10 protein-coding genes are annotated in these 13,079 nt (G+C 39.1%); 5 read left to right on the plus strand and 5 right to left on the minus strand.

Translation table 11 applies throughout. The features are described 5' to 3' along the window. Nucleotides 1–357: 357 nt before the first annotated feature. From PYV58_RS12455 to PYV58_RS12465, 3 genes are all read left to right on the plus strand, one after another. Nucleotides 358–1,533, plus strand: coding sequence for an efflux RND transporter periplasmic adaptor subunit (locus tag PYV58_RS12455; RefSeq protein WP_081407408.1), 1,176 nt, complete (start codon nt 358–360; stop codon nt 1,531–1,533). Nucleotide 1,534: 1 nt separating this feature from the next. Next, nucleotides 1,535–4,705: an efflux RND transporter permease subunit gene (locus tag PYV58_RS12460; protein ID WP_034617386.1), complete on the plus strand. Its 3,171-nt coding sequence runs from the start codon at nt 1,535–1,537 to the stop codon at nt 4,703–4,705. A 258-nt stretch (nt 4,706–4,963) separates the two neighbouring features. Continuing rightward, entirely contained in the window at nt 4,964–6,208 is a 1,245-nt protein-coding gene (locus tag PYV58_RS12465; protein ID WP_034611715.1) for a transposase, read from the plus strand. A gap of 125 nt (nt 6,209–6,333) precedes the next feature. Here the strand turns inward: PYV58_RS12465 and PYV58_RS12470 are convergent, their stop codons facing one another. The 4 genes from PYV58_RS12470 to msrB all read right to left on the minus strand — a co-directional run bounded on the left by PYV58_RS12470 (nt 6,334) and on the right by msrB (nt 8,807). After that, nucleotides 6,334–6,954 (minus strand): LysE family translocator, encoded by a 621-nt coding sequence (locus tag PYV58_RS12470; RefSeq protein ID WP_034612762.1) that lies wholly within the window; start codon nt 6,952–6,954, stop codon nt 6,334–6,336. Nucleotides 6,955–7,027: 73 nt separating this feature from the next. After that, complete coding sequence (locus PYV58_RS12475; protein ID WP_034612766.1) at nt 7,028–7,873, minus strand: AraC family transcriptional regulator; 846 nt, start codon at nt 7,871–7,873, stop codon at nt 7,028–7,030. A 35-nt stretch (nt 7,874–7,908) separates the two neighbouring features. After that, a complete protein-coding gene (locus PYV58_RS12480) occupies nt 7,909–8,391 on the minus strand; it encodes a glutathione peroxidase (protein ID WP_034612774.1) in 483 nt (160 codons plus the stop codon). Continuing rightward, nucleotides 8,388–8,807 carry a peptide-methionine (R)-S-oxide reductase MsrB gene (gene msrB / locus PYV58_RS12485; RefSeq protein ID WP_004821128.1) on the minus strand — a complete coding sequence of 140 codons (420 nt, stop codon included), beginning with the start codon at nt 8,805–8,807 and terminating at the stop codon, nt 8,388–8,390. The genes PYV58_RS12480 and msrB overlap by 4 nt, the downstream gene beginning before the upstream one ends. A gap of 151 nt (nt 8,808–8,958) precedes the next feature. On the opposite strand from msrB, the gene PYV58_RS12490 reads away from it, so the two are divergent. Together PYV58_RS12490 and PYV58_RS12495 are read left to right on the plus strand one after the other, a co-directional pair. Beyond that, nucleotides 8,959–10,194, plus strand: a complete 1,236-nt coding sequence (locus PYV58_RS12490) for a pyridoxal phosphate-dependent aminotransferase (RefSeq protein ID WP_004720962.1) — start codon at nt 8,959–8,961, stop codon at nt 10,192–10,194. Nucleotides 10,195–10,502: 308 nt separating this feature from the next. Next, nucleotides 10,503–11,561 carry a type II asparaginase gene (locus tag PYV58_RS12495; RefSeq protein ID WP_004720964.1) on the plus strand — a complete coding sequence of 353 codons (1,059 nt, stop codon included), beginning with the start codon at nt 10,503–10,505 and terminating at the stop codon, nt 11,559–11,561. A 127-nt stretch (nt 11,562–11,688) separates the two neighbouring features. On the opposite strand, the gene PYV58_RS12500 is transcribed toward PYV58_RS12495, so the two are convergent. Continuing rightward, nucleotides 11,689–13,035, minus strand: coding sequence for an esterase-like activity of phytase family protein (locus PYV58_RS12500; protein ID WP_034612779.1), 1,347 nt, complete (start codon nt 13,033–13,035; stop codon nt 11,689–11,691). Between the last annotated feature and the right edge of the window lie 44 nt (nt 13,036–13,079).

Here is a 13,079-nt window from a genome sequence, read left to right on the forward strand (position 1 = left end):
TCATTTTATAAGCACGTTTTTTCAAATAAAAAAGCAAGAACTCATGGTATTTATTTATTAAAAAATATTATAAATTGAGAAAGTTTTTGTAGTTTTTATACAAAATTATGCTGGTTTTGATGGTTTTTATATTAAAAACATATAAATAATTTTATTCATTCACGTGATCTAATAATCAGTGCTTTAAAACCACAAAGGTCGCTAACTTCAACGGCCTCTCTATAGCAAAATTTAACCGCTTAACTTTCAAAAAATCACATTAAGCGCTGTATTGCAACTTGACCAAACATAGAGCCTTTAGAGATACTCAACTTATCTCTACTCATTTAAAAAACTAAAATGAAATCGCATGACCCAATGAAAAAAAAGCACATAAACTCAAAACTCGGGATCATTATTGCAATTATTTTTATTGTGCTAATCGTCGCTTTTATTGGATGGAAATCTTCAAGTAAAAAACAGACTTCTCCAGAAAATGCAGCAACATCCGCTTCTAACACTAAGCCAGCACTGACTGTAATGGTGATACAACCCGAGCTGCAAAACTGGAAGCAAAACTTTACGGCCAATGGCAATATTGCTGCATGGCAAGAAGTGGTGATTGGCAGCGAACTTTCGGGGCAACGAATTACCAAAGTCAATGTCAACGTTGGTGATAGCGTACAACGTGGGCAAGTTTTGGCTGAAATTAACAGTGAAAGTATTCGTGCTGAATTGGCGACAGCAAAGGCCAATTATGCAGAAGCGAAAGCTGTACTAGCTGATGCCAGTATCAATAATCAACGTATTCAACAACTCAAAAATACCGGTGCAATTTCACAACAAGAAGCGACAAAATATTTGACTTCTCAAAGTACAGCACAAGCCCGCTTAGATGCAGCCAAAGCCCAAATTGACAGTAATCAGCTTCGTTTAACGCAAACCCAAGTGATTGCACCCGATCATGGGGTTATCTCAGCACGTACAGCAACAGTTGGCTCATTGGCACAAACGGGACAAGAACTGTTTCGCTTGATCCGTGATAACCGTTTGGAATGGCGTGCCGAAGTCACCTCGACAGACTTATATAAACTTAAAAAAGGCATGACAGCGCATATCACCTCACCTGATCCTAGCCGTTCAGCCGTTTCAGGTAGCGTTCGCATGATTGCACCAGTCATTGACCCGCAAACACGTTATGGCTTGGTCTATGTGGATATACCTACCACTGATGCTGTTCGTATGGGTATGTTTGTCAAAGGTGAGTTTGATCTAGGCGAAAAGCCAGCACTAACAGTGCCTCAAACCGCAGTACTTTTACGTGATGGTTTCTCTTATGTGTTTATTGTCAATAAAGATAATCGAGTGACTCAACAGAAAGTCACACTTGGTCGGCGTTTAAATGATCGCGTTGAAATTGTTGATTTAGCAGCAAATACTCAACTGGTTGCCTCTGGAACAGGATTCTTGTCAGATGGTGATTTAATCAAACGTGGTCATGCCATTCCAGATACACCATTGACCAAACAACTCGTTAGCACGCAGGAGAAATAACATGAATTTCTCCGCTTGGTCGATTAAAAATCCGATTCCCGGTATCTTGCTTTTTATCATGCTTGGTTTAGCCGGTTTGATGTGTTTTCATTGGATGAAAATCCAACAATTTCCCGATATTGAATTACCAATGGTTACGGTTACTGCGGCTTTACCCGGTGCAGCACCACCGCAACTGGAAACAGAAGTTGCACGTAAAATTGAGAACTCGATTGCAACTTTACAGGGACTTAAAAATCAATATACCAATATCCAAGATGGTGTAGTTACCGTAACTGCCGAGTTCCAACTGGAAAAACCACTGCAAGAAGCTGTTGATGATGTCCGTAACGCGGTTTCACAAGTACGTTCAGATTTACCTGCGGATCTTCGTGATCCAATTGTCAGTAAAATCAATCTTTCAGGTTCACCGATTCTCACCTACACCATCCAATCCCCTCGTATGGATGAGGAAGCACTGTCTTGGTTTGTGGATTATGACGTTGCACGTGCAATGTTAAAAGTCAAAGGCGTTGGTGCAGTTTCTCGTGTAGGCGGTGTCACGCGTCAAGTTGAAGTTGAATTAGATCCTGAAAAACTCTTGGCGTTAAATGCCACAGCAACAGACATCACCCGACAATTACGCCTTGTTCAGCAAGATGCATCTGGCGGACAAACCAAAATAGGCGGCAGTGAACAGTCTATTCGTACCATTGCCACAGTAAAAACTGCTGCTGAAATTGCAGCAATGGATATTGCCTTGAGTGATGGTCGCCATATTCGGCTGGATCAAGTTGCCAGCATTCGTGATGGCATTGCTGAACGACGTTCTGCTGCACTGTTAAATGGCCACCCTGTGATTGGCTTTGAAATTACCCGCAGTAAAGGTGCAAGTGAAGTTGATGTTGAAATCGGAGTAAAAGAGGCACTTGAAACATTAAAAGCGGCGCATCCCGATATTAAAATCACTGAAGCATTTAACTTTGTAAATCCTGTGGTTGATAACTACAAAGGCTCAATGTCCTTGCTGTATGAAGGCGCACTGCTTGCAATCTTGGTGGTTTGGCTGTTTTTACGTGATTGGCGTGCCACGATCATTGCGGCAACTGCCCTACCTTTGTCCATTCTACCCGCCCTAATTGGCATGTATTACTTAGGCTTTACTTTAAATATTGTCACACTGTTAGCCATGTCGTTGGTTGTGGGAATACTGGTCGATGATGCCATTGTAGAAATTGAAAATATCATCCGGCATCTTCGAATGGGGAAAACGCCTTATGAAGCGGCGATGGAGGCAGCCGATGAAATTGGTTTAGCCGTGATTGCCACCACTTTCACCTTGATTGCAGTGTTCTTACCCACTGCCTTTATGAGTGGTATTGCAGGTAAATTCTTTGTGCAATTTGGCTGGACAGCGGCTTTGGCTATTTTTGCCTCACTCTTGGTGGCACGCTTACTGACACCTATGATGTCAGCCTATATTCTTAAACCTTGGGTTGGTAAAGTTGAAAGTCATCATGACAACCAAGTATTAGATGATCAAAGCCAAGCAATCAAAGATCATGGTGATCTTGAACTTCAACATGATCGTGCCAAAGATGGTCGGGTGATGCGCGCATATATGCGGATGGTGACGTGGTGTTTAAATCATCGTTGGATCACCTTAAGCAGTGCCATTATATTTTTTATTGCTTCACTGATGCTCATCCCATTACTCCCTACGGGCTTTGTTCCACCACCTGATACTGGGCAGACCCAAGTGCGTGTAGAGCTTCCACCAGGTTCACAATTTCCAGATACCTTAAAAGCAGCAGAATACGCGCGTAGTTTAATTAAAGATCATCCTGAAATTAAAAGTGTCTATACCACGATTGGTGGTGGTTCAGCAGGTACAGATCCTTTTGCGGGTGGTGCATCAAGTGAACCAAGAAAAGCAACCTTAACCATTCAAGTCACAGCACGTTCTGACCGCGCTGCAAGTTTGCAAAAAATTGAAAACGACTTACGCCAACGTTTAGCTCCATTGCCTGGTGCACGGATTCAAGTCGGTATTGCAGGCAATAACAGCCAATATCAAATTGCGCTGTCAGGTGATGACCCAGATGTATTAATCAGTACAGCACGTCAAGTAGAACGAGAAATCCGTACTATTCCAAATATTGGTAGTATTACCTCAAGCGCAGCATTGATTCGCCCTGAATTGGTGATTCGTCCTGACTTTGCAAAAGCTGCGGATTTAGGCATTACCACACAAAATATCGCTGAAACTGTGCGTATTGCCACGGCAGGAGATTTTGATCAGAACTTGGCAAAATTAAACCTTTCGCAACGACAAATTCCGATCGTCATCAAACTACCCCTGTCTGCACGTCAAGACCAAGATCTGATTAAACGCTTGATGATTACTGGTAGTAAAGGTCCAGTGATGTTAGGCACCATTGCACAAGTTAATATTGAAAGTGGCCCTTCACAAATTGACCGTTTTAACCGTTTACGTAACATCAATTTTAATATTGAGCTCAATGATCAGCCTTTAGGCGATGTTGCAGCCGCTGTAGATAAACTTCCAACCATCAAAAACTTACCTCCGACGGTAAAACGTACCAATCTGGGTGATGCCGATGTGATGGAACAGCTCTTTGCAAGCTTTGGTTTAGCTATGCTCACAGGCGTATTGTGTATCTATGTGGTCTTGGTGCTCCTGTTCAAAGACTTCTTACAACCGATCACCATTTTAGTGGCATTACCTTTGGCACTGGGTGGTGCGTTTGTGCTACTGCTTTTAGCAAAAAGTAGTTTTTCGATGCCAAGTTTGATTGGCTTAATCATGTTGATGGGAATTGCCAGTAAAAACTCGATTCTTTTGGTCGATTATGCAATTATCGCCCGCAATGAACGGCAGTATTCACGTATGAATGCGCTCTTAGATGCCTGCCATAAGCGTGCACGACCCATTATTATGACCACTTTAGCGATGGGTGCAGGTATGTTTCCAATTGCCTTAGGAATAGGTACAGATCCAAGTTTTAGAGCACCGATGGCAATCTCTGTAATTGGTGGACTGATTACCAGTACCTTCTTGTCGTTATTGGTTATTCCTGTTGTGTATACCTTTATTGATGATATTCACAACATGTTATTCAAGCGCAATAAAGCCAATAAATCGAAGGAAGCAAGCGTATCTCATTCTTGATTTTTAAAATTGAATCAAATGACAACATAATGTAAAAGAGAATGCCTATCTAGATCTTTATTAGACTTCTTTCATAAGTCTTTTTTAAAACCATAGATTAACATAAAAGCGTCCTCATCCTAGCCTTCTCCCAAAGGGCATAGGTATCTACACAATTAAATCTATTTAAGTTAAATTGGAGAGCATGCTCTCCAATTTAACATTCCACACTTAGATAACCGATTAGTTAAACGCTACGGACGTCTTGTAAAACTTAATATGAATCCACTTGCTTCATTAGCCCCAGCGCTTAAAGATATTGCCTCTACCCAAAAGACTAGCTTTGCTACAACCCAAGCAGTTTGGCGTTTCTTAAATAACGAAAACGTTTCATTTCAACAACTCAATCAGCCTCTTCAAAAACTTGCGTTTGAACAAATCGCTCTATCGAATCACCACTATGCCTTAGTTGCTCATGATTGGTCTCAACTACAATATTTCAAACATAACAACAAGTTAAATAGATTCAAAAGAACACATGCAAGTGACAAAGGCTATGAATTACAAAGCAGTTTATTAATTGATGCTGAAACGGGTTTACCCATTGCACCATTAGATCAAACTTTATGTGATGCTACTGGACGTTATTCAACATTTACTGATGGGCATAAAATAAAAGAAACCCACTTAAATGCACTATGTGAACAAATCGAACATATTGAGTCTTTACCAATAGAAAAGAAACTCGTACATATTATTGATCGTGAAGGAGATTCAATTGCTCATCTTAGATTATTGAATCAACAAGAACATTTATTTCTTATTCGAGGTAAAGAAGGAAATCGTGTTGAATATCAAGGAGAAGATGTTAAGTTAAGAGACGTATCAGACCAAATACCGACCTCACAAACCCATACAATTCAATATAAAGGGAATTGCGAACAACTCTATGTTGGTGAAACTCAAATCAGTATTACGCGTAATGCAAGACCAATGCAAAAAGACGAAACGGGAAAAAGAGTTCCACCACAAAAGGGAAAGTCATTAACCGTTCGACTGATTGTAGTTGAAGTTAAAAATAAGCAAGGAAAATCACTTTCTCGTTGGAGCTTATTAAGTAATGTATCATCAGAAATTCCAAGTATAGAATTGGCAACTTGGTATTATTGGCGTTGGAAAATAGAAAACTATTTTAAGTTGTTAAAACAGGCGGGCCATGACATTGAGTCATGGCTACAAACAACTCCGCAAGCGATATTAAGACGACTCTTAATTGCAAGTATGGCATGTGTGTTAACTTGGAGAATACAGCGAGAAAATGATGAGAAAAATTCAAGAGTTAGAGTCTTTCTAACACGTCTATCAGGAAGGCAACAAAAAAGAGGAACAAGGGAAAGTGCTCCTGCAATTTTGGCTGGTCTGTCAATATTACTGAATACACTACAATTATTATCTGAACATTCGGTGGATGACCTTAAGCTGATTGCTGAAATTGCATTAGAGTCTCTACAAAAAGATGTGTAGATACCAATGCCCAAAGGGAGAAGGAACTTTCAATACCAATATGATTCACTCCACATGATCATTTTTTGATTTATCAAAGATCTTTATTAGATAGGCATGTTTTTATTTGGGCTAATTTTATTTGATTAATTCAGCAACAAAGCTGCGGCAAATAAGCCAAAGCATAAGGATGAAAGATAATAAATATATTTGATTTTGGTTTTAAACCAATGCATAGCTTTATTTTTAGTCATCAATCGCACCAGAAGCAAGTTCCAGATCAAAACTACACTCACCATCCACAGACAGGTTAAAGTCAGTTGAACAACATTATAGTGCTGATAAATTGCCATAATAATACTGCTATAAAACAGAATATTTTTAGGATTTAATAAACTCGACTGTATCCCCAGTAAGACACATTTTATCCATGCAAAGGTGGGTTTATTTTGGTGCTCTAGATGGTAATCCACTGTTAGCTTTGCTTGTTGTGCAAATATAAAACATCGATAAGACAAATAGCTTAAATAAGCAATACAGCCCCATTTTACCAACTTTAAAATTTCATCATCAAATTTGCCAAGAAAAAACAATGAGCTCAAAATAAGACCAATCACGGCAACATTTCCCAAGACGATCCCTAAACAAACAGCTCTCGCCGCATGTGGCCCATTTCGAAACAATGAGGTTAAAATAAGAAAAAAATCAGGGCCGGGTGAAAGTAAAGCAATGAAATGGGTGACAATCACAATAAAGAACAGTTGCATTACTCGATCCAAAAAAATATTTAGATGAGCTTAAATATTTTTAGAACCTGTTATCTTGTAGATAATTGCGCAGTTAGAGCATGACAAACTGCGCTTGAAACTGCTTCGGTGTGATTCCAGTATGCGATTTAAACACATGATGAAAATGACTTTGGTCTGTAAACCCTAAATCATGTGCAACTTGAATAATTGCTTCTCCAGACTTCAAACGCTTTCTGGCTATATTTATTTTTTGATTTAATTGATACGCATGTGGTGTTAAGCCAAAATTATTTTTAAACAAGCGAATAATGGCATAACGACTAATCCCGAGGCTTTGACTGAGATCCCCTAAAGAAAGCATCTGTTTACTATGCTTCATATCATCAATAATTGCACCCAAATGCTTTTGAAAATAATCAGACTGCTTTAATAAGGTAAATTCAAAATTGGGCAATAATATTTCACTCAGGACTTCAATTAATTGTTGTTGTTTAAATAAAATCGATATGGTTGGATCAAATAACAGCTGATTTAACTGCGTAAATGCTTGGTATATATGAGGGTTTGTTAAAATTTGTGGTTTTAGCAACGGAATATGATGGGGATAAAGCTGCTCAATATCTTTGACTAATTCTGAAACGAGTTGAGCAACCCAATGTGCATCTAAATGCATCATCTGATAACTCCATGCTTGATTTTCCAGTGGATTACATGCGTGTTCCACCTCAGCAGGAATGATCACTACGCTTCCTGTTTGAATTTGCTCCTCACTGGCAAAATAGCTACTAAAGCGGCTTATTCCACAATCTACAGCACCAATCGAAAAGGTCGGATGGCTATGTGATTTATAGCAAATACGGCTTTGACATGCCCTACGTGTTTCGACATAGGGCATTTGCGGATCAGTCCAAAATTCAACTGTAGTGTCTAATTGCATTATATCCTCAGTTTTATTTTGGTCTTTACAACAGCTTAATCTGCTAAAGCTTTTTCAATATCCTGTTCTATATCCTCAGGCTTCGTGGTTGGTGCATAGCGGTTAATCACTTCACCTTTCTTATTAATTAAGAATTTGGTGAAATTCCACTTAATGCCACTGCCGAGTATGCCTTTACTGTTATTGGTTAAATAACGGAATATCACATGCGCTTCAGGCCCTTTTACATTCACTTTAGCGAACATTGGAAAAGAAACACCATAATTGCGTTGGCAATAAGCACCGATTTGCTCATTTGTACCTGGGTCTTGTCCACCGAACTGGTTACAAGGAAATCCTAAAACTTCAAGACCTTGGTCTTTATATTTCTCGTAAACCTTTTCTAATCCTGCAAATTGTGGAGTAAAGCCACATTTACTTGCAGTATTTACAATCAATAAAACTTTTCCTTCATAATCAGAAAAAGATTTATTTTCACCCTCTAACAGCTCAGCCTCAAACTGATAAATGTTGGTCATGGATACGTTTCCTCGTCGCCTTTTTCTTGTGATTTTAATTCTAAAGAAGCGGAATTTACGCAGTAGCGTAAGCCCGTTGGTTGTGGTCCATCTTCAAATACATGCCCCAAATGAGCGTCGCAATGATGGCATATAATTTCTACACGTTCCATACCATGTGAATGATCATCTTGTTCTTCTATAACAGTATTATTGATCGGTTTAAAAAAGCTCGGCCAACCACAACCACTGTCATATTTGGTTTCAGAAGAGAATAATTCTTCCCCACAACATCGACATACATAGGTTCCATGCTGCTTGGAATTCCAATACTTTCCAGTAAAGGCAGCTTCAGTGCCCTTTTGTCGAGTGATTTTAAATTCCTCTGGTGATAACTCTCTTTGCCATTCTCGGTCTGTTTTATTGAGTTTTCCCATCATTAAACTCCTTTAAATCTTTGACATTCAATGTCATGCTTCAGTACTTCCATATTTACGCTAGAGCTTGGAAAATTTCTAGCTAAATTTCAACATAGATTGTGATATTTCAGTAATCTATTTTTTTAACTCAAAATAATTGGATAAAATTATGTCCGTTTTAGGTAACACAACCCCACGTGAAATCAAGAAATCGTCAAAGCTAGAGCATGTTTGCTACGACATTCGTGGACCAGTGTTACGAGCGGCCAATGAGATGGAAGAAGCCGGTCATAAAATTATTAAATTAAATATCGGTAACCCCGCCCCGTTCGGCTTTGAAGCCCCGCAAGAAATTATCAATGATGTGGCTTTAAACTTGCCTAATGCTGTCGGTTATACAGATTCAAAAGGGATCTTCCCTGCGCGTAAAGCCATCTGTCAGTATTATCAGCAAAAAGGTATCTTGGATTTACATGTCAAAGATGTGTATATCGGGAATGGTGTATCTGAACTGATCGTTATGGCGATGCAAGGTTTATTGGATGATGGCGATGAAATGCTGGTTCCAATGCCGGATTACCCATTATGGACGGCAGCCGTAAATCTATCAGGTGGTACAGCGATTCACTATAAATGTGATGACCAAAACTACTGGTATCCTGATATGGCGGATATGGAAAGTAAAATCACCCCGAATACTCGTGGTATTGTGGTGATTAACCCAAACAATCCAACGGGTTCAGTTTATCCACGCCATGTTTTAGAACAGATTGTCGCATTGGCAAAAAAACATGATCTGATTTTATTTGCAGATGAAATTTACGACAAAATTGTTTATGACGGTATCGAACATGTCTCTGTTGCAGCATTAGCAGGAAACCATTTATGTGTTTCTTTTAATGGTTTATCTAAAGCCTATCGTATTGCCGGCTACCGTTCTGGTTGGATGGCGATTACGGGTGATAAGTCACGTGCAATGGATTACATCGAAGGCTTGGACATGCTTGCCTCAATGCGTTTATGTGCCAACCATCAAGCCCAATATGCGATTCAAACTGCTTTAGGTGGCTATCAATCAATTAATGATTTGATCCGCCCAGGTGGTCGTTTATATGAACAACGCAATATTGCTTGGGAAATGCTTAACGATATTCCTGGCGTGTCGTGCGTAAAACCAGAAGGTGCAATGTATTGTTTCCCTAGGCTGGATCCTGAAATCTATCCAATTGAAGATGATGAAAAATTCATGTTAGATTTCCTCAAAGCTGAAAAAGTTTTACTGGTTCAAGGTACAGGTTTTAACTGGCCTACACCTGATCATTTCCGTGTGGTATTCCTCCCCGCAGAAAATGAATTACGTGAAGCAATGAACCGCTTAAGTCGTTTCTTGGCAAAAATGCGTTAATCTTTATAAAGTAAAAATAAGCTCAAAAAGGCATTCAAAATTGAATGCCTTTTTTTATTGCTCAATTCATCTGTACAACTAAAAACTTAGTCATTGCCGTTATATTGCACAACATCTTCATTGAATGCTGAAAAAACGCACTGGCAAGCACTTTATCCAGTTTTAATAGTATGTAACTATAAATTTGAGTGATTATTTGAAAAATTACATTTTTAAATAAGTATGGGCAACAGCTCAGTATTTATATAGATTGAAAAACTGGTACAAAAAATGCTTATGACCAGAACAATGATTGAAAAGGATAGTTTATGAAAAAGACGGTTACTGCACTTACACTTGCAATTGGCATGCTTTTACCCTTTACGAGTTATGCAAAAAATAATGTCGTTGTCGTCGCAACTGGCGGTACGATCGCGGGTGCTGGAGCAAGTTCTACAAATAGCGCAACATACACTGCTGCGAAAGTTCCTGTAGATGATTTGTTGAATGCAGTTCCGCAAATTCAAAATCTTGCTAATGTTACAGGCGTACAGGCTTTACAGGTTGCTTCAGAAAGCATCACTGACAAAGAGCTTTTAACCATTGCACGTAAAGTAAATGAATTGGTTAAAAAGCCTGATGTGAATGGCGTGGTGATTACCCATGGTACAGATACTTTAGAAGAAACTGCTTATTTTCTAAGTCTTACGGTTCATACAGATAAACCAATTGTCGTTGTTGGTTCTATGCGTCCACCTTCAGCGCTTTCAGCTGACGGCCCTTTGAACCTGTATAGTGCTGTTGCGCTTGCTGCCGCAGACAGTGCCAAAGGCAAAGGCGTTTTTGTGTTAATGAATGATGATATTTTTGCAGCACGCGATGTGTCAAAGACCATCAATATTCATACCGATGCTTTTGTCAGCCAATGGGGTGCTTTAGGTACACTGGTTGAAGGCAAACCTTATTGGTTTAGAAACGTTGCAAAACGTTTTAACAATAGTTCTGAGTTTAATATTGAAAACATTCAGGGTGATGCGCTACCAATCGTTCAAATCGTTTATGGTTCAGGTAATATGCTTCCAGATGCCTATGTCGCCTATGCGAAAGCGGGTGCTAAAGCCATTATTCATGCGGGTACAGGTAATGGTTCCGTAGCAAATTATATTGTTCCGACATTAAACCAACTCCAGCAACAAGGCGTACAAATCATTCGTTCTTCACGCGTTCCACAAGGTTTTGTGTTACGTAATGCTGAGCAGCCTGATGATAAATATGGTTGGGTGGTTGCTCACGATTTAAATCCGCAAAAAGCAAAACTTTTAGCCGCTTTGGCACTCACTAAAACCAAAGATGCAAAAGAAATTCAACGGATGTTCTGGGAATACTAAGTTTAATCTTTGAATCAAGCTTAATACTTGAATCAACTTTAAAACCAGCACAAAGTTAAGCGTGAAACTATGCATTAAACCGTCAAATAAATTTGGCGGTTTAATTTTATCTTGAATGGATAATGATTTAATCCGCTGTTAAATCCAATTGATCAAGGATATAAAGTGTATTGCCATCAATGATATTTTTATCGTGATCCAAATACTTTTGTTCCAGCACCCCATCTGTTTCAGAAAAAGCATAATCATCATCATTGAGAACCCCTAAATGCTGTTCATCAATCACCCATAGACCTTCAATTTTATCGTGCGGATACTGTAAACGCGCAACCAAATCCACCACTAAGGTTTTTTCTACTGGGTAGATACCCTGTTGAGCCAGACCACTCCAGCCTGCTGTTAACACATATTGTTCTAAGGTTTGTTCCGCTATCAACAGGCCGAATTGTTCATCTTGCCGAATCGTCGAAGTTGGCTTTAGCTTTTCCAAATCAGTGGCATGTTGCAAATTGATTTTATAAATCCGTTTAAATGCTTGAGAATTATCTTTATAGAAATCATCATCACGTTCTGCGACTAGAAATTGTGAGGCACTCAAGGCTGTAATTGCTGTATTTGAATAGGTCTTTGCACCCCCTTCTTGTTGATACAAATACTGAGAAACGACTTTGCTTTCTAAATCAATCGTCACAATACGCACAAGATCTGATTTGCTTACTGAAGCATCGGGATTACTCATGGTGGATTGCATAATGCCCACCAGCTTTTTTTGATCAGGTGTAATGGTTAAACCTTCCATCCCTCGATTTTGGCGTCGATTGGCATATTCTTGGGGCAATAAATACCCCGATGTTCTGCGCTCATCTAAGACATAGGCATTGATCCGGTCGATTTCTAGCCCGTCTGCATTAAAATGCACAATATGAGGACCATATTCATCACTGACCCAGAAAGTACCATCTTTGAGTGCAACCAAACCTTCAGCATCCAATCCAAATTCATCTGTGCCTATGGCTAATTTCTTGCCATCTTGGTCATAGGCGATTTCTTTACTTGCGCCAAAATGCTGATTAGGCAAACCAGTAATATTTCTGCCCGTTGGATCTTTTAATAAAATTTCTTTTATTTTCTGAATAGTTCCATCATTTTTTAACTCAAATAATCCAATCTTAGGGGTATAGTCAGGCTCTAAAAAGATTTTGCCATGATCTTGATTAACGTTATACGTGGTATTCGGCCCACGATCTGTAAGTGCATAGAATTGATACTTTTCTGTAGGGTGTGCTGAAATTTCTGAACCAAACCCACCATAACGAATCTCGATAAAATGGCCAGGTTTTGCACCATCAGGAATATTGTGAATGTTTAAAACTTCATAAGGTAAACGCACGCCTTGGCTAAATTTTTTATAAAGCTGAGGATCTGTACCAATATTGTTTGGGTGGATATGCTGTTCAGAAGACAATAAGTCCATGTTCCAATCTCATTTTTTAATATTCTGATTATTTTTTATCATGA

Origin of the sequence: Acinetobacter sp. TAC-1, from assembly GCF_029025845.1 — a bacterium.
Lineage (GTDB): Bacteria > Pseudomonadota > Gammaproteobacteria > Pseudomonadales > Moraxellaceae > Acinetobacter > Acinetobacter guillouiae.